The following is a 19,358-nucleotide window of genomic DNA, read 5'->3' as shown; positions in this document are numbered from 1 at the left end:
GCGGCCGTGCCGACCCCGCCGGCACCGGCGTGGATCAGCACCCGCTGCCCGGCCGCCAGCCGGCCCAGATCCACCAGCCCGTAGTACGCCGTGAGGTGGACGACGGGTGCGGCGGCGGCCTGCACGGAACTCCAGCCGGACGGAACCGGCGTCAACAGCCGCCCGTCGGTGACCGCTTCGGGTGCGAAGGCGCCGTCGACCATCCCGGTCACCCGGTCCCCCACCGTGAAGCCGGCGACGCCGGGACCGGTCTCCAGGACGACTCCCGACGCCTCGATACCGAGTTCGGCGTCACCCGGATACATGTCGAGCGCGATGAGCGTGTCCCGAAAGTTCACCCCTGCGGCCCGGACGGCGATCCGCACCTCGCCGGGCGCGAGTTCACGCCGTACGGCGGGCACCGCCGCGAGGCCGTCGAACGAGCCGCGCTCGGGGACGGCCAGCCGCCACGGCCCGGACTCCGGAGTCTCCAGGAGCGTTCCGGCGGCGACGCGTTCCAGTCGGCGGCCGTACAACTGGCCTCGGCGGAGCGCCAGTTCGGGTTCGCCGGACGCCAGTACAGCGGCGGCGGGCAGTTCTCCGCCGTCCGTGTCGACCAGCACGATCCGTCCGGGGTGTTCGGCCTGCGCGGCGCGGACCAGTCCGGCGGCGGCTGCCTGCGTGACCGGATTGGTGGCGGGTGCGGTCTCAGTGAGGAGTCCCGCGGCGGGGACGGTCGCGGCGCGGCGGGTCACGAACAGCAGCGGCACATCGGCGGTCCGCTCGTTGGCCAGCCACCTCTGAAGCAGCGTCAGGACCTTGCCGGTGACCGAACTCAGCTCTCCGTCGGGGCAGTCGGCCACCACCGCGTCCGACACGACCACCGCGTCCCCGGCCCCGGACCACTCCCCGATGTCCAGCGTCTCGACCACGGGCAGCTCACCGGACAGCGCCAACTCGCTCCAGCCCACCCGGTACAGCGGCTCCTGCCCGGCGCCCGGCAGCCGCTCGGCACTCGTCTCCCGCAGCACCAGCCCCCGCACGACGACCACCGGCGCCCCCGCCGCGTCCACGGCACTCACCGACACGGTCCCGTCGGCGGCCCGCCCGATCCGGGCGCGTACGGCGTCGGCACCGGCCGCGTGGACGCGCACACCCGTCCACGCGAAGGGCAGCCGGGGGGCGTTGCCCGGCGGCAGGTCGACGCCGAGCGCGTGCAGGACGGCGTCCAGCAGCGCCGGGTGCAGCGCGAACCCGGTCGGCCGCTCGTCCGGCGGGAGTTCCGCCTCGGCCCACAGGGTGCCGTCGGTGCCCTTCAGGACGGTCCGCAGCCCCTGGAAGGCGGGGCCGTAGTCGAAGCCGGCGTCGACGAGGCCGGGGTAGAAGCCGTCGAGGGGGACGGACCCGGTGTCGTCGGCGGGCCAGTCCACGGCCAGATCGGCGGCCACGTCGGCGGTTTCGGCGGCCGGGGTGAGGAAGCCTTCCGCGTGCCGGGTCCACGGCAGGGTGTCGTCACCGGCCTGTCGGGAGTGGACGGCGACGGCGCGTCGCCCGTTCTCCTCCGGTGCGGCCACGACGAGTTGGAGGTCGGCGACCGCCTCCCGGGTCAGGGCCAGCGGCGTGGCCAACGTCAGCTCGGCCAGTTCGGGGCAGCCCAGCCGCTCCCCGGCCCAGCAGACCAGGTCGACGAAGGCGGTGCCGGGGAGCAGTGCCGTGCCGAGGACTCCGTGGTCGGCGATCCAGGGATGGGTGGCCTGCGAGATCCGCCCGGTGGCGATGACCTCACCGCCGCCGGCCGACGCGATCCACGTCCGCAGCAGCGGATGCCCGGCGGCCGTGACCCCGGCCGCCTCCAGCGCCCCGGCGGACACACCGACGCCGTCGGGCCAGTAACGCCGGTGCTGGAAGGCGTACGTCGGCAGCGGGGTCCGCTGCGCGCCCGTACCGTCGTACACCGCCCGCCAGTCGACGTGCACGCCGTGCGTGTACGCCTCCCCCAGAGCCCCCAGCAGCGTCCGCGCCTGCGGCCGGTCCCGGCGCTGGACGGGAACCGCCGCCAGCTCCGGCACGGTCTCCCGCACCATCGCCAGCAGGGAGCCGTCGGGGCCGACTTCGAGAACGGTCGCGATGTCCTGCGCCCGCACGGCCCGCACCCCGTCGGCGAACCGGACGGCAGCGCGGACATGCCTGACCCAGTAGTCGGGGGTGGCGAGTTCGGGGCCCGCGATCTCACCGGTGACGTTGGAGACGACCGGCACGACCGGCTCTTCGTACGACACGGAGGCCAGCACCTGGGCGAACTCGTCCAGCATCGGGTCCATCAGGCACGAGTGGAACGCATGGCTGACGTCGAGTTGCTTGACCAGGCGTCCTTCGGCGGCGAATCCGTCGGCGACCTCCTTCACGGCGGTCTCCGCACCGGAAAGGACCAGCGCCCGGGGCCCGTTGACGGCCGCCAGCCACACGCCGGGGACCTCTGACAGCTCGGACTCCTCCGCCTCCACGGCCCACATCACGCCACCGGACGGCAGCTCCTGCATCAGCCGGCCACGAGCCGCGACGACCCGGCAGGCGTCCTCCAAGGACCACACCCCGGCGACATACGCGGCCACCAACTCGCCGAGCGAGTGCCCGAAGACGATGTCCGGACGCACTCCCCACGACTCCAGCAGCCGATACAGAGCAACCTCTGTCGCGAACAACGCGGGCTGCGCGAGCCCCGTTTCCGCCAACTCCTCAGCCGTACCCCCGAACACCGCCTCCTTCAGGGACAGTTCGCCGAACCCCGCACACACCTCATCGAAGGCAGCGGCGAACACCGGGTACTCCCCGTACAACTCCCGCCCCATCCCCACCCGTTGCGACCCCTGCCCGGAGAACACCACCGCGAGCCCCCCGTCCTGGACGGTCGCCGGTGCGTCGGTGGAGGTGGCCAGGGTGTCGAGCGCGGTTCGCAGTGTCGCGGTGTCGGTGGCGAGGAGTGCGGCGCGGTGGTCGAGGTCGGCGCGGTGGACGGCGAGGGTGAGGCCGAGGTCGGTCAGGGCCGGTTCGTGGTCGTCGAGCGCGGTGGCGAGCCGGGCGGCCTGGGCGCGCAGGGCGGGTGCGCTTCGTGCGGACAGCAGGACGGGTACGGCGGGGAGGGTGCGGGTGGCTTCGGGGCGCGGGGCGGCGCCGGGGCCCTGTTCGAGGACGATGTGCGCGTTGGTGCCGCTGATGCCGAAGGCGGAGACGGCCGCGCGGCGCGGCCGGCCGGTGTCGGGCCACTCCCGTTGTCCGGTGAGCAGTTCGACGGCCCCGGACGTCCAGTTGACCTGTCGGCTCGGCTCGTCGACGTGGAGGGTCGCGGGGAGGATTCCGGCGCGCAGGGCGAGGACGGTCTTGATGACCCCGGCGACCCCGGCGGCGGCCTGCGTGTGACCGATGTTGGACTTCAACGAGCCGAGGTACAGAGGGTGTTCGCGGTCCTGGCCGTAGGTGGCGAGGAGCGCCTGCGCCTCGATCGGGTCGCCGAGCCTTGTCCCGGTGCCGTGCGCCTCGACAGCGTCGACCTCGTCGTGGCGCAGTCCGGCGGCGGCGAGCGCCTCGGTGATCACGCGCTGCTGTGAAGGGCCGTTGGGGGCGGTGAGGCCGTTGGAGGCGCCGTCCTGGTTGATGGCCGAGCCCCGGACGACGGCCAGGATCTCGTGGCCGTCCCGGAGGGCGACGGAGCGGCGGGTGACGACGAGGACGCCGACGCCCTCTCCCCAGCCGGTGCCGTCGGCGGCGTCGGCGAAGGACTTGCAGTGGCCGTCGGGGGCGAGGCCGCCTTGGCGGGTGAAGGACTCGAAGGCGGTGGTGGTGGCCATGACGGCGGCCCCGCCGACGAGCGCGAGGTCGCACTCCTCGGCGTCGAGCGCGCGGGCCGCGTGGTGGAGGGCGACGAGGGAGGAGGAGCAGGCCGTGTCGAAGGTGACGGCGGGCCCCTCCAGGCCGAGGACGTAGGAGATTCGGCCGGAGGCGACGCTGCCGACCGAGCCGGTGAGCGCGTAGTCCTTGCCCTCCTCGGTGGCCAGGGCGAGGGAGGCGTAGTCGAAGTTCCCCGCGCCGACGTAGACACCGGTACGGGAGCCGCGCAGCCGGGTGGGGGCGATCCCTGCGCGTTCCAGCGCCTCCCAGGAGACCTCCAGGAGCAGCCGCTGCTGAGGGTCCATGGCGAGGGCCTCACGCGGGGAGATCCCGAAGAACCCGGCGTCGAAGCCGGCCAGTCCGGAGAGGAACCCGCCCCGGTCGGTCGCGACGTCCAGGCCCGTGGGCCAGCCTCGGTCGGCGGGGAAGCCGCCGATGCCGTGGCGTCCTTCGGCGACCAGCCGCCACAGGTCCTCGGGGTCCTCGACACCGCCGGGGAAGCGGCAGGCCATGCCGACGATGACGATCGGATCGTCCGCCCCCTCCTCCGCCCGGCGCGGCCCGGCGCCGGTGGGCTGCGCGAGAGGTGTGTCGAGGTGGAGGCGGGTGCGGAGGTCGGCGGCGACGGCGGCCGGGGTGGGGTGGTCGTAGGCGAGGGTGCTCGGCAGGGTCAGGCCGGTCGCGGCCGTGAGGCGGTTGCGCAGGTCGACGGCGGTGACCGAGTCCAGGCCGAGTTCGCGGAAGGCGCCGGTGGCGGTGACCGCCTCCGGGTCGGGGTGGCCGAGGGCCGCCGCCGCTGCGGCGCGGACGAGGTGGACGAGGTGGCGGTCGCGGTCCCGGTCGGTGAGGGGGGTCAGCTTCGCGGCGAGTCCCGGGGCGTCGTCGGGGACAGCCTCTGTGGGTGCGGCTTCCGGGAGGTCGTCCAGGAGGGGGCGGTGGCGTGCGGCGCGGTAGCCGGCGGCGAACACCGGCCAGTCCATGGCGGTGACGGTGAGGGCGGTGTCGCCCGCGCCGACGGCGTCGAAGAGCGCGGTGAGCGCGGTGTCGGGGTCCATCGCGCGGACGCCGAGCCGGTCGAAGACGCGCTGGGTCGCGGCGTCGACCATGCCACCGCCGGCCCAGCTTCCCCAGGCGACCGACGTCGCGGTGGCGCCCCGCGCGCGGCGGGTCGCGGCGAGGGCGTCGAGGTGGGCGTTGGCGGCGGCGTAGGCGGCCTGGCGCGCGCCTCCCCAGACGGCGGCGCCGGAGGAGAACAGCACGAACGCGTCCAGGTCGAGGCCGGCCGTCAGTTCGTCGAGGTGGCGTGCGCCGTCGGACTTCCCCGCCGCCGACTGTGCGAGGTCGGCGGGGGTGAGGTCGTCGAGACTGCGGAAGGCGGAGACCCCGGCCGTGTGCACGATCGCCGTCGGCGGGTGGTCGGCGATGAGGGCGGCCAGCGCGTCGCGGTCACCGGTGTCGCAGGCGACGACCGTCACCCGGGTGCCCGACTCGCGGAGTTCGTCGGCGAGTTCGGCCGCGCCGGGGGCCTGCGGTCCGCGCCGGGAGGTGAGGACGAGGTGGTCGGCGCCGTCACTCGCAAGCTTGCGTGCGACCCGTGCGCCGAGGGAGCCGGTACCGCCGGTGACCAGGACGGTGCCGCGCGGGGTCCAGGGGGTGCCGGCCGGGCGGGGGGCGTGGACGAGGCGCCGGACCAGGGGGCCGCGTGTCCGGAGGGCCCATTCCTGTTCGGTGCCGGGGGTGGCGAGGATGGCGGCGAGGTCGGCGGCGGTGCGGTCGTCGAGGGGGTCGGGGAGGTGGGAGGCGGGGCTGGTGTCGGCAACGCCGGGAAGCTCGGCGGCGGGGCGGGCATCGAGTGCGCCGGGAAGGTCGATGAGACCACCCCACCCCTCCGCCCACTCCAGCCCGACGACCCGACCGAACCCCCACACCTGCGCCTGCTCGGGCACAGCCCCCTCGGCGGCATCCGTGGCGACCGCCCCCCGAGTGAGCGTCCACAACGGACCCCTCGTCCCGAGCCCGCGCAGTGCCTGGACAGCGTTGAGGCTGGCGGCGAGACCGGCCGGGATCGCAGGGTGCCCGGCGTGCGGCCCGGTGTCGAGCGCGAGGAGGGAGACGATCCCGGCGGCGTCGGCGCAGGACGCGAGAAAGGCCGCGTCGATCTCCTGCGGCAGCCTCAGGCGACGTACCTCCCCCGCCCCGTGCGCGATCAGCGCGGCAGCCGTCCAGTCCGCCTCGGGACCAGCCCCGTCGGATTCGAGAAGCACCCACGTGCTGCTCAGCACACCCGGCCCCACCGGCGCCGGCTTCCACACGACGTGATGGCGCAAGGAGTCGGCGGCGGCCCGGTCGCGACTGCGGGAACGCCACCCGGCGAGTGCGCGGACGGTCGCGTCGAGGCTGTCGTCGGGGGTGAGCCCGAGCCGGTGCGCGACGGCGTCGGTGTCGTGGTCCTCGACGGCACGCCAGAGGTCGGCGGTGGCCGGGTCCTCGGCGGCGGCCGGGGCGGGGCGCTCCAGCCAGTGGCGGGTGCGCTGGTAGGCGTAGGAGGGGAGTTCGGTGCGGCGGGCGCCGGTGCCTGCGAGGAGCGCGGTGAAGTCGACCGGCGCGCCGTGCGCGTACGCCTCGGCGAGCGCCTCAATGAACCGGCGGGGCCCGTCCGTGTCGCGGCGGAGCGTGCCGGTCACGGCGGCGGGGGCGGGGTGCGCGTCGAGGGTGTCCTGGAGGGCGTGGGTGAGGACGGGGTGCGGGCTGACCTCGATGAACAGGGTGTGGCCGGTGTCGAGGAGGGTGTGGGTGGCCTCTTCGAAGCGGACGGTGTGGCGCAGGTTGCGGTACCAGTAGCCGGCGTCGAGGAGGGTGGTGTCGATGGGTCCCGGGGTGACGGTGGAGTGGAAGGGGGTCGTGGCCGGCCGGGGGGCGACCGGGGCGAGGAGTGCGCGCAGTTCGTCCTCGACGGCCGTGACGTGCGTGCTGTGGGAGGCGTAGTCGACGGCGACCCGGCGGGCGCGGACCCCGTCGCGCTCGCAGGCGGCGAGGAGTTCGTCGAGCGCGTCGTCGTCCCCGGCGACGACCGTCGCGGCCGGCCCGTTGAGCGCGGCCACGTCGATACGGCCGTCCCACGTGGCCAGCCGGGCGCGGACGGCCGAGCCCGCTTCGGCGACGGAGACCATGCCGCCGCGTCCGGACAGCGCGGTGAGGGTGCGTGAGCGCAGCGCGGCGACGCGGGCGCCGTCCTGGAGGGTGAGCGCTCCCGCGACGACGGCGGCGGCGATCTCGCCTTGGGAGTGTCCGACGACGGCGTCGGGGGTGACACCGCACGCGGACCACAGTGCGGCGAGGGAGACCATCACGGCCCAAAGGACCGGCTGGACGACGTCCACGCGCTCCAAGTCGCCCTGTCCGCGCAGGACTTCGGTCAGCGACCAGTCGACGAACTCCGACAGTGCCGTCTCGCACTCGGCCATCCGCGCGGCGAACACCGGGGAGGAGTCGAGGAGGTCGACGGCCATGCCGGCCCACTGCGAGCCCTGTCCGGGGAAGACGAGTACGACGCGCGCCGGTTCGGCGGGAGCCGTTCCCTGGACGACGCCGGCGGGGTGGGTGCCGTCCGCGAACCCGGCGAGGAGCGGGGTGAGGGAGGCCAGGTCGGGGGCGAGGGCGACGGCGCGGTGCGGGAGGTGGGCGCGGGTGGCGGCGAGGGACCAGGCGAGGTCGGCGGGGGTCGCCGTCGTCCGTGTCAGGTGCTGTAGGAGCGCGGTGGCCTGGCCGGAGAGGGCGGCCGGAGTGCGGGCGCTGAGCGGGAACGGCAGCAGGGGGGTGGTGCTCAGGACGAGGGTGGCGGGCAGAGCCTTCGTGTCGGCCGGTGCCTCTTCCGCCTCTTCGACGATGACGTGCGCGTTCGTCCCGCTGATGCCGAACGACGAGACGCCCGCCCGGCGCGGCCGGTCCGTCTCCTGGGGCCAGGGGCGGGCCTCGGTGAGGAGCCGTACCGTGCCGGGTGTCCAGTCGACCTCGGCGCTCGCCTCGTCGGCGTGCAGGGTGCGCGGCAGGACGCCTTCACGCAGCGCGAGGACGGTTTTGACGACCCCGGCGATCCCGGCGGCGGCCTGCGTGTGACCGATGTTCGACTTCAACGACCCTAGATACAGCGGGCGTCGACGCCGCCGCCCGTACACGGCGTGCAGCGCCTCCGCCTCGATGGGGTCGCCGAGCCGGGTCCCGGTGCCGTGCGCCTCGACGGCGTCGATGTCGCCGGGTTCGAGCCCCGCGTCGGCGAGCGCGGCACGCAGCACACGCTCCTGGGCGGGACCGCTGGGCGCGCTCAGCCCGTTGGAGGCGCCGTCCTGGTTGACGGCCGTACCGCGTACGACGGCCAGCACCTGGTGCCCGTTGCGGCGGGCGTCGGAGAGCCGCTCGACGAGGACGAGGGCGGCGCCCTCGGACCAGCCGGTGCCGTCGGCGTCCGCGCCGAACGCCTTGCACCGGCCGTCGGCCGCCAGTCCGCCCTGCCGCTGGAAGCTGTGGAAGAGGCCGGGGGTGGACAGGACGCAGACACCGCCGACGAGCGCCAGGGAGCAGTCGCCGCGCCGCAGGGACTGGGCGGCGAGGTGGAGGGCGACGAGGGAGGAGGAGCAGGCGGTGTCGACGGTGACGGCGGGGCCCTCGAAGTCGAAGGTGTAGGCGATGCGCCCGGAGGCGACGCTGGCGGTGGTGCCGGTCAGGACGTGTCCGCCGGTGTCCCCGTCGGCCTCGTCGAGACGGGGCCCGTAGTCCTGGGCGACGAGTCCCGTGAAGACGCCGGTACGGCGGGCCTGCGTCGAGCGCGGGTCGATGCCCGCGTGCTCGAACGCCTCCCAGGCGGTCTCCAGGAGCAGGCGCTGCTGGGGGTCCATGGCGGCGGCCTCGCGGGGGGAGACACCGAAGAAGCCTGCGTCGAAGGAGGCGATGTCGGGGAGGAAGCCGCCGGGCCAGGAGACGTCCCAGCCGCGCGCGGCGGGGACGGGCGCGATGGCGTCGCGGCCCTCGGCGAGCAGCTCCCACAGGGCGCGCGGCGAGTCGGCGCCGCCGGGGAGCCGGCAGGACAGGCCGACGATCGCGAGGGGTTCGCGCGCGTCCTCCTCCAGCCGGTTCAACCGTCCGCGTGTCTCGTGGAGTTCGGCGGTGACGCGCTTGAGGTAGTCGACCAGCTTCTCGGATTCCGACATGTCGGTCACTCCTCGCCTTCGCGGCTGCTGGCTGTGATGTCGCGGCCGGTGTTCCGGCCGAACTCCTGGTCGATGAAGGAGAAGATCTCGTCGACGTCGGCCGCCGCGAGCACCTCCCGCACCCCGGCCTCCGTGCCCGCCGGGCGGTGCCGGGCCGGGGTGAGGACGGCCGTGCGCTCCTCGCAGCGGGCGAGCAGCAGGCGCAGCCGGTCGGCGGCGTCGGCCAGTCCCTCCGGCTCCTCTGCCCCTGCTGTCACGAGGGCCTCCAGCGCGTCGAGGGTCTCGGTGAGCGAGCCGTCGGCCGCCGCCGGGGCGAGGCTGTCGCGCAGGTGCCGTGCGACGGCGAGCGGCGTGGGGTGGTTGAAGAGCAGCCCGGCGGGCATCCGGGTGCCCGCCTCGGCGGTGAGCCGGTTGCGCAGTTCGACGCCCATGAGGGAGTCGAACCCCAGCTCCTTGAAGGTGCGGCCGGACTCGACCCGTCGGCTGTCCCGGTGGCCCAGGACGGCGGCGGCGTGCCGGCGCACCTCCTCCAGGAGCAGGGCCTCCCGCTCCGGCGGGGACGTGCGGGCCAGCCGTCGGGGCAGGTCGGGTTCCTGTGCCTGGTCCGGGGTACCCTCGGCGGCCGTGCGCCACGCGGTTCCCGCGAGTTCGCGGTACAGCGGTGCGGCGGTCCCCTCGTGGGCGGCCTGCCGGACGTCGGGCAGGGACAGGGCGAGCGGCAGCGACAACGGCGCGCCCGGTGTGCGCAGGGCGCTGTCGAAGAGCGCGAGGCCGTGCTCGGCGGTGAGCGGGAGGAGCCCGCCGCGCCGCATCCGTTCCAGGTCGGTCGCGGTGAGCTTGCCGGTCATGCCGCCGGTCGGCGCCCAGGGTCCCCAGGCGAGGGAGACGGCGGGGAGCCCGTGGGCGCGCCGGTGGTGTGCGAGCGCGTCGAGGTAGGTGTTGGCGGCGGCGTAACTCCCCTGTCCCGCCGCGCCGGTGACTCCGGAGACGGAGGAGAACAGGACGAACGCGGCGAGGCCGTGCCCGGCCGTCAGCTCGTGCAGATGCCAGGCGGCGTCGGCCTTCGGCCTCAGTACGACGTCGAGATCGGCCAGGTCGGCGGCCTCCACGGTGGCGTCCCGCACGACACCGGCCGTGTGGACGACGGCGGTCAGCGGATGCTCGTCCGGTATCCCTGCCAGCACGGCGGCGAGCTGCTCCCGGTCGGCCGTGTCGCAGGCGGCGACGGTCAGCAGTACGTCGGCGCCGAGTCCGAGTTCGGCGGCCAGTTCACCGGCGTCGCCGCCGCTGCGGCTCAGGAGCAACAGGTGCCGTACGCCGTGCCGTTCGGCGAGCCGTCGGGTGACGAGCCGGCCCAGGCCGCCGGTGCCGCCGGTGACGAGGACGGTGCCGTGCGGGGAGAGTTCGGGGCCGTGTGGGGGGACGGAGGTGGGGCGGGTCAGGCGGGGGGCGTACATCTTGCCCTGGCTCAGGGCGAGTTGGGGTTCGCCGGTGGCGAGGGCGGCGGGGAGCGCGGCGATGGACTCCGGGTGGTCGTCGAGGTCCACCAGGACGAACCGGCCGGGGTGTTCGGTCTGCGCGGACCTGAACAGGCCCCACACCGGCGCCTGTTCAGGCGCGCAGTCACCGCCGTCGGGAGCGACGGCCCCCCGGGTGACGACGACGAGCCGGCTCTCGGCCCGCCGCTCGTCCGCAAGCCACGCCTGAGCGGTGACCAGCGCACGCCGCGCGGCACTGTGCGCGGCGTCGGCACCGCTCACCCCGGGCTCGGCCGAGCACCCCACGACCACGACGTCCGCCTCCGGGAACCCGGCATCCGGATGGTGCTCGGCGGCGGGAACCGCGCCACGCGGCACCGCCTCCCCCACCACGGCCCAGCGCCCGTCGGCCACCGTGCGCGGCACCTGGACCGCCCGCCACTCCAGCGCGTACGGCCGGTCGGGGCCGTAGGGTCCGACCGGAATGTCCCCTGCTGCGATGGGGCGCGGGATGAGCGCCCCGACCGTCGCGACAGTGCGTCCCGCGGAGTCGGTCAAGATGACGCCCGCCGAAGTGACCAGTGCGCGCAGGTTGCCGGACGTCGGCTCCGGCACGCTCACGTCCCGGTACTCGGCGCCGAGCGCGGGAAACGTGTCGTCCCCGGCGAGGAGCTGCTGAAGGCTGTCCAGCAGCGCCGGGTGCAGGGTGAACCCCTCGTCGGGAACGGCGAGTTCGGCGCTGACGGCGCCGGTGGCGCTGTCCAGGGACGCCGTGCGCAGCGCGCGGTAGGCGGGCCCGTACAGGACGCCGGAGGCGGCGAGCCGGTCGTAGGGGGCGCCGGTGTCGAGCGGAACGGAGTCGGACGAGGTCCACTCGCCGTCCATCGCGGAGGACTGTGCGCCCAGGGCGCCTTCGGCGTGCAGGGTCCACGGGACGTCCCCGTGCGTGGGCCGGGTGTGGACGGACAGCTCTCGCAGCCCACCGTCTCCGGGGGCGCCGACCAGTACCTGGACGTCGAGTTCGGTGTCCGGCGGCAGGTCGACCGGTGTGCCGGGCCGCAGTTCGGTGACCCGGGCGCTCCCGGTCTCGCGGGCGGCGGTCAGCGCGAGGTCGAGGAGGACGGCGTCCGGTACCAGCGCGCGGCCGTGCACCGTCCGGTCGGCGAGCCACGGAGCGGTGGCGTGGGAGATCCGCCCGGTCAGGAGGGTCTGGCCGCCGGCGACGGCGGTGAGCGCGGTGAGGACGGGGTGGGTGAGGGCGCTCGCGCCGGGTGCGGCCGTCGCCGGGGCCGGGGCGGGTGCGAGCCAGTAGCGGCGGCGGTCGAAGGCGTAGGTGGGGAGCGTGGCGGGGTCGGCCGGGGGGTGGCCGGCGAAGACGGCGGACCAGTCGGGGCCGTGTCCGGCGAGGTGCAGCCGGGCGAGCGCGAGGGCCGCCGTCTCCGACTCGTCGTGGTCGCGGCGCAGCACGGCGACGGCGGTGGCGTCCTCGACGGCCTCCCGGACCATCGCGGTGAGCACCCCGTCCGGCCCCAGTTCCACGAACCGGGTGACACCGAGCGCCCGCAGCGCCCGCACGCCGTCGTGGAACCGGACGGTCCCCCGCACGTGCCGCACCCACGTACCGGGGTCGCACAGCTCCTCCCCGGTCGCCTCCGCGCCGGTCTGGTCGCTGATCACGGACAGCCGGGGCGCCCGGTACCCGACCCGGGCGGCGACCTCCGCGAACTCGCCCAGCATCGGGTCCATGTGCGGCGAGTGGAAGGCGTGCGAGACCCGCAGCTCCCGGGTACGCCGCCCCCGCGCCGTCCACCGGGCGGCGAGCGCGCGGACGGCGTCGGTGTCGCCGGAGACGACCACGGAACTCGGCCCGTTGACGGCGGCGAGCGTGAACTCGCTCTCGTGTCCGGCGAGTTCGGGGAGCAGCTCGTCCTCGGTGGCCTCCACGGCGACCATCGCGCCGTCCTCGGGAAGCGCCTGCATGAGCCGGCCCCGGGCGACGACGAGCGCGCAGGCGTCGGCCAGGGAGAACACCCCGGCGACGTGCGCGGCGGCCAGTTCGCCGACCGAGTGTCCCAGCAGGTGGTCGGGGACGATCCCCCAGTGTTCGAGCAGCCGGAAGAGCGCCACCTCGACGGCGAACAGCGCCGGTTGGGCGTACTCCGTGCGGTCGAGCAGCCCGGACTCGTCGGCCAGCACCGTCAGCAGCGGGTACGGCAGCAGCGGGTCGAGATGTCCGGCGAGTTCGTCGAGCGCGGCGCGGAACGCGGGCTGGGCCGCGTACAACTCCATTCCCATGCGGGGGCGTTGGCTGCCCTGGCCGGTGAACAGGAAGGCCGTGCGGCCCTCTTCGGTGTGGGCGCGGGGTGCCGTCGGGGTGGAGTCGCCGGCCGCGAGCGCGGCGAGGTCGGTGTGGAGGCGTTCGCGGTCGCCGGTGAGGACGGCGGCGCGGTACGGGAGCGCGGCGCGGGTGGTGGCGAGGGCGTGGGCTAGCGCGGTGACGGGGGTGTCGTCGGTGAGGCGGGCGCGCAGGCGGGCGGCCTGGGCGCCGAGCGCGTCGGGGGTCGCGGCGGACAGGACCAGGGGGACGGGGGTGACGGACTCCGTTGCCGTGGTGGGGAGTTGGGCGGCGGGGGCCTGTTCGAGGACGACGTGGGCGTTGGTGCCGCTGATGCCGAAGGAGGACACGGCGGCGCGGCGCGGACGTTCCGTCACCGGCCAGTCCCGGGCCTGGGTGAGGAGTTCGACGGAGCCTGCGGACCAGTCGACGTACGGGGAGGGTTCGTCGGCGTGGAGGGTCCTCGGCAGGTGTCCGTGCTCCAGCGCGAGGACGGTCTTGATGACCCCGGCGACCCCGGCGGCGGCCTGCGCGTGACCGATGTTGGACTTCAACGAGCCGAGGTACAGGGGGTGTTCGCGGTTCTGGCCGTAGACGGCGAGGAGGGCGCCCGCCTCGATGGGGTCGCCGAGCCGGGTGCCGGTGCCGTGCGCCTCGACGGCGTGGACGTCGGCGGGTGTGAGTCCCGCGTCCGCCAACGCGTCCTGGATGACGCGCTGTTGAGCGAGGCCGTTGGGTGCGGTGAGCCCGTTGGAGGCGCCGTCCTGGTTGATCGCCGAGCCTCGTACGACCGCCAGCACCGGGCGGCCTGCTCGCCGGGCCTCGGACAGGCGCTGGACCAGCAGCACGCCGACGCCCTCCGACCAGCCGGTGCCGTCGGCGTCGGCGCCGAACGCCTTGCAGCGGCCGTCGGGGGAGAGTCCGCCCTGCCGGGAGAACTCGCTGAAGAGTCCGGGTGCGGCCATGACGGTGACCCCGGCGACGAGCGCGAGCGTGGATTCGCCCCGGCGGACGGATTCGGCGGCCAGGTGCAGGGCGACGAGGGAGGAGGAGCAGGCGGTGTCGACGGTGACGGCCGGGCCCTCGCAGCCGAAGACGTAGGAGAGCCGGCCCGACAGGACGCCTGCCGTGGTGCCGGTGAGGAGGTGTCCGCGCAGGTCGTCGGGGGCGTCGTAGAGGCGGGGGCCGTACTCCTGGCTCATGGCGCCGACGTAGACGCCGGTGCGTGACCCGCGCAGGGCCGTCGGGGCGATGCCCGCGCGTTCCAGGGCCTCCCAGGCGGTCTCCAGGAGCAGCCGCTGCTGGGGGTCCATGGCGAGCGCCTCGCGCGGCGAGATCCCGAAGAGGTCGGCGTCGAACTCCCCGGCGTCCGCGAGGAATCCGCCCCGGTGTCCCCCGGCCGGCCAGCCCCGGTCGGTGGGCGGCGCCCCCACCGCGTCGAGCCCTTCCCCGAGAGCCCGCCACAGCTGTTCGGGTCCGTCGATCCTGCCCGGCAGCCGACAGGCCGTCCCGACGATGACGACGGGGTCATCGGCGTCGGTTTCGGTTCGTGCGGTGCCGGTCCTGGCGGCGGTCTCGGCCGGTGCGCCGGTGAGATGCCGGGCCAGTGCCGCCGGTGTCGGGTGGTCGAACAGGAGGGTCGTCGGCAGGGTGCGGCCGGTGGCCGCCGTGAGCCGGCCGCGCAGTTCCAACGCGAGGTGCGAGTCGAACCCGAGGTCTTTGAAGGTGAGTTCGGGCAGGACGTCGGCGGTGCCGGGGTGTCCGAGGACGGCGGCGGCCTCGGTGCGCACGAGGTCGAGGGTGTCCCGGGAGGCGCGCGGCTGCGGTACGGCGCCGTCGTCGGGTGCCGGGAGTTCGGCCGGTGTCTGCTCCGCCGCCCCGGTGGTCCGCGCCGGCCAGTGGCGGCGGCGCTGGAAGGCGTAGGTGGGGAGGTCGACGTGCGGGTGGGGGCCTGGGAGGGTGCGGGTCCAGTCGACCGGGGTGCCGTGGACGTACGCCTGGGCGAGGGAGGCCCGGACCCGGTCGGGGCCGCCGTCGTCGCGGCGCAGGGTGGGGATCACGGCGGCGTGGACGCCGGCGGCCTCGGTGGTTGCGGCGAGCGCCGGGGAGAGCACGGGGTGGGGGCTGATCTCGATGAAGGTGCGGTGTCCCGCCTCGGTGAGCGCGGTGACGGCCGCCGCGAAGGAGACGGGTTCGCGCAGGTTGCGGTACCAGTAGTCGCCGTCCGTCAGCGGGTTCACGGTGCCGGGCAGGACCGTCGAGTGGAAGGGGACGGCGGACGGGCGCGGGGTGATGTCCGCGAGGGCCGTGCCGAGGCCGGTGCGGATGGCCTCGACGTGGGAGGAGTGGGAGGCGTAGTCGACGGCCACCTCGCGCACGCGCACCTCGTCGGACGCGCAGGAGGCGAGGAGTGCGGCGATGCCTTCGGTGTCACCGGCGACGATCACCGAGTCGGGTCCGTTGACGGCGGCGACCTCGACGCCGCCCGCCAGTCCGGCCAGCCGTGCGGCGACCGCGTCCGGCGACTCCCAGACGGCGGCCATACCGCCCTTCCCGGACAGCTCCCGCCCGATCAGCTCGGCGCGGCGCACGGCGACCTTGGCGCCGTCCTCCAGGGAGAGCGTGCCGGCGACGACGGCGGCGGCGACCTCGCCCTGCGAGTGTCCGACGACGGCGGCGGGCTCGACGCCGTAGGCGCGCCAGACCTCGGCGAGCGACACCATCACGGCCCACAGCACCGGCTGGAGGACGTCGACGCGGTCCAGGCCGGGGGCGCCGGGTTCCTGGCGGACGACCGCCGTCAGGTCCCAGTCGGCGTGGTGGGCGAGGGCGTCGGCGCAGCGCGACCAAGCGTCGGCGAACGCGGGTTCGGCGTCGAGGAGGGCGACGGCCATGCCGGGCCACTGGGAGCCCTGGCCGGGGAAGACGAACACCGGTCCCGGGCCGGGTCCGGCGGGTGCCGGGGTGGTGGTGACGGCGGGTGAGGGCAGCCCTTCGGCGAGTGCGGCGAGCGCTTCGCGGCGGGTCTCGGCGTCGGGGGCGAGGATCACCGCGCGGTGCGGGAAGAGGGTGCGGGTGGTGAGGAGCGCGTGCGCGACGGCGGCCGGGGTGGTGTGCGGGCCGGGTTCGTGGGCGAGGAGTCGGCGCGCCTGGTCGGCGAGCGCGTCGGGGGTGCGCGCGGAGAGTGTCCAGGGCACCGGGGTGTCCTGCGGCACGTCGGCCGGGGCGTCGGTCTCCTGGTGCCAGGACTCGACCACCACATGGCAGTTGGTGCCGCCGAGGCCGAACGAGCTGACCCCGGCGAGTCGTTCGCCGTGCTCGGCGGTCCAGGGCTGCGCGGTGCGCTGGACCGTGAGGCCGAGGTCGGCCAGCGGAATCCGGGGGTGCGGGGTGTCGTGGTGCAGCGTCGGCACGTACCGTCCGTCGCGCAGGCACAGCACCGTCTTGATGAGCCCGGCGATCCCCGCCGCGCCCTCCAGGTGCCCGATGTTGGTCTTGACGGAGCCGACCCGCAGCGCGCGCTCCGGGGAACGGCCGCCGCCGAGGGCGGCACCGAGCGCGGCGGCCTCGACGGGGTCGCCGGTGGGGGTGCCGGTGCCGTGGAGTTCGACGTACTGGACGTCCCCGGGAGCGACTCCGGCGCGTCGGCAGGCGGCCAGGATCACCTCGCGCTGCGCGTCCGCGTCGGGCGCGGTGAGCGCGGTGCCGCCGCCGTCGTTGTTGACGGCGCTGCCCCGGATCACGGCGTGGACGCGGTCGCCGTCGGCGAGGGCGCGCTCCAGGGGCTTGAGGACGACGAGCCCGCCGCCCTCGCCGCGCACGTAGCCGTTGGCGCGGGCGTCGAAGGTGTGGCAGCGGCCGTCCGGGGAGAGCGCGCCGAGCTGGTGGACGGCGAGGGTGCTGTCCGGGGTGAGGATCAGGTTCACGCCGCCGGCGAGCGCGACGTCGCACTCCCCGCGCCGCAGGCTCTCGGCGGCGAGGTGGACGGCGACGAGCGACGAGGACTGTCCGGAGTCGACGGTCAGGCTGGGGCCGGTCAGGCCGAGGGTGTAGGACAGCCGGTTCGCGAGCAGGGAGCGCTGGACGCCGGTGAACGTGTGCGCGGTCGGGGCGCTCTGACGCTGGGTGAGGCGGGTCCAGTCGTCGGCGAGGGAGCCGACGAAGACGCCGGTCGCGCTGCCGTCGAGAACGGCGGGGAGGGTCGCGGCGTGTTCGAGGGCCTCCCAGCCGAGTTCGAGGAGCAGGCGCTGCTGGGGGTCGAGCACGGCGGCTTCGCGGGGGGAGATCCCGAAGAAGGGCGCGTCGAAGGTGTCGACACGGTCAAGGAGCCCGGCGCGTGCGGGGACCTCGGGCGAGTCCGGCCAGTGGGCGCGGCGCGCTTCGGGGGGTTCGGCGACGGCGTCACCGCCGCGCGCGAGCAGGTCGGCGAACTCCTGTGGACCGGCGGCGCCGGGCAGCCGGCAGGCTATGCCGACGACGGCGACCGGCTGGGTCTCCTCGAACGCTCCCGGCATCCGGGGGCCTCCCTGCTGCGGTGGGGGGGGTGGGTGGCCGTGCCTGGCCGGTCAGCGGCGGTGGAAGCGGACGACGTCACCGGGGACGAGGTCGTCGCCGACGTACACGTAGCCCTTCTTGACGACGGTGCCGTCCGCCTCGGTCTCGTAGTCGTCGACGAAGCGGTGGGTGAGGCCGAAGACGGCGCTGTCGCCGGTGATCCGGAAGTGGCCGTCCTCCCAGCCGGGGCTGGTGAAGGTGCCGTGGTGACCCCAGTCGTCGTAGTAGAAGGAGACGAACCCCTTGTCGACGTCGCTCCAGCCGATCAGCCAGACGGCGGTGATGCCGGGGACGGGGATGTACTGGGTGATCTCGTAGAAGCGGCCGTCGGCGAGGACCTTGCCGCTGGAGGTGGCCCGGCCGGTGGTGACCACCTCGGTGGTCAGGTTCGTGTAGCTCAGGTCGAATTCCCCGAGCAGAAAGTCCAGTTGTTTCATTTCCGGCGCTATTTCATTCCGCTCGGGAAAGACGACTTCACTCATGTGCCAACTCCGAGGAATGGAAAGGGCGGTTGCCGCGGTCGGTGACAGGACCTCAAGCTATCCGCCGAGGTGGTTGTCCGGGCAAGCCCTGACCGGCTGATTAGGGGGGTCCTCGATGGTTTTCCGGGGACCCTTTAGGGGTGTCCGAGGGCAGGCCCGGCTTTTAGTCTGGCGCGGACGGGACGGATTAACCGTCCGGTTCCCTTCCGAGGAGCGAGACGATGACCACCGAACAACAGGATCTCGGCGGACAGACACAGGACGACTATCCGTCGCTGCTCGCCTGGCTGGACCTGAACCGCGCCGAGCATCCGGTGCTCGCCGACGCCTTTCCGGGGCTGTGGCACGTGTTCCGCTACGCGGACGTGGCGCGCATCCTCTCCGACACGCAGACGTACTCCAGCGACATGTCGGCGGTGATCCCCTCGCATCCGGACACCGCCTGGATGGCGAAGGGCAACGTCGTCGGCATCGACCCGCCGTGGCACCGCCGGCTCAAGTCCCTGGTCAGCAAGGCGTTCACGCCGCAGCTGGTGGCCTCGCTCGAACCTCGGATCACCGAGCTGACGGCGGAGCTGCTCGACCAGGTCGCCGGGCGGGACGAGTTCGACCTGGTGGAGGCCGTGACGCATCCGCTGCCGGTGTTCGTGATCGCCGAGCTGCTCGGCATCCCGGTGTCGGACCGGCCGCTGTTCGAGAAGTGGGCGCTGGACTTCATCTCGGCCAACGGCGGCGGCGAGAGCGCGCTGCCGAGCGAGGAGAACGTCCTGGCGTTCGTCGAGACGGCCAAGGAGATGCGCGCGTACATGCTGGAGCACATCCGGCAGCGGCGGGCCGCTCCGAGTACCGACCTGATCGGCCAGCTCGTCGACGCACACACCGAGGACGGCAGGCTCGACGACGACGAGATCATCGGCTTCGCCGGCACCCTCCTGATGGCCGGTCACATCACGACGACCGCCGTCCTCGGCAGCACCGTGCTGTGCCTGGACGAGAACCCGGCCGCGTTCGCCGAGGTCCGCCGGGACCGCTCGCTGGTCCCGGCGGCCGTGGAGGAGGCGGTACGGCTGCGGCCGGCCTTCTCGCGGCTGGTGCGGATGACGAAGGCCGAGTCGGAGATAGCCGGCCAGAAGATCCCGGCGGGCCAGGTCCTGACGATGTGGACGGTGTCGGCGAACCGCGACCCCGAGCGCTTCGCGGACCCGGACGCCTTCGACCTGCACCGCGAGCAGACCCGGCACCTGGGCTTCGGCCAGGGCCTGCACTTCTGCATGGGCGCCCCGCTGGCCCGGCTGGAGGGCCGGGTGGTCCTGAACCTCCTCCTGGACCGCTTCCCCGAGCTGAGGGTGTCGAAGGCGCCGGACGCGGTGGCCTACCACCACCCGAAGAACGTGGTGGGCCCGCGTCGGCTCCTCGTGACGACCACCTGACCGCTGCCGCC

General features: G+C 74.6%; 4 protein-coding genes. 1 reads left to right on the top strand and 3 read right to left on the bottom strand.

The features are described 5' to 3' along the window. The 3 genes from ABZX85_RS37025 to ABZX85_RS37015 form a co-directional block, all read right to left on the bottom strand. Nucleotides 1-9,068: SDR family NAD(P)-dependent oxidoreductase (locus tag ABZX85_RS37025; protein ID WP_355878955.1), on the bottom strand; the 9,068-nt coding region annotated here is incomplete at its 3' end. A 5-nt stretch (nucleotides 9,069-9,073) separates the two neighbouring features. Next, the gene (locus ABZX85_RS37020; RefSeq protein ID WP_355878952.1) at nucleotides 9,074-17,395 is read right to left on the bottom strand and encodes an SDR family NAD(P)-dependent oxidoreductase; all 8,322 of its coding nucleotides are present in this window, start codon (nucleotides 17,393-17,395) and stop codon (nucleotides 9,074-9,076) included. 51 nt (nucleotides 17,396-17,446) lie between these two features. Next, nucleotides 17,447-17,872: an NlmOI gene (locus ABZX85_RS37015; RefSeq protein ID WP_355878949.1), complete on the bottom strand. Its 426-nt coding sequence runs from the start codon at nucleotides 17,870-17,872 to the stop codon at nucleotides 17,447-17,449. A 266-nt stretch (nucleotides 17,873-18,138) separates the two neighbouring features. Between ABZX85_RS37015 and ABZX85_RS37010 the strand changes: the two genes are divergently transcribed. Continuing rightward, entirely contained in the window at nucleotides 18,139-19,347 is a 1,209-nt protein-coding gene (locus ABZX85_RS37010; protein ID WP_355878946.1) for a cytochrome P450, read from the top strand. Nucleotides 19,348-19,358 lie beyond the last annotated feature (11 nt).

Origin of the sequence: Streptomyces sp. NPDC004539, assembly GCF_040610055.1 — a bacterium.
Lineage (GTDB): Bacteria > Actinomycetota > Actinomycetes > Streptomycetales > Streptomycetaceae > Streptomyces.
This window is presented reverse-complemented; position numbering and strand designations above follow the sequence as displayed.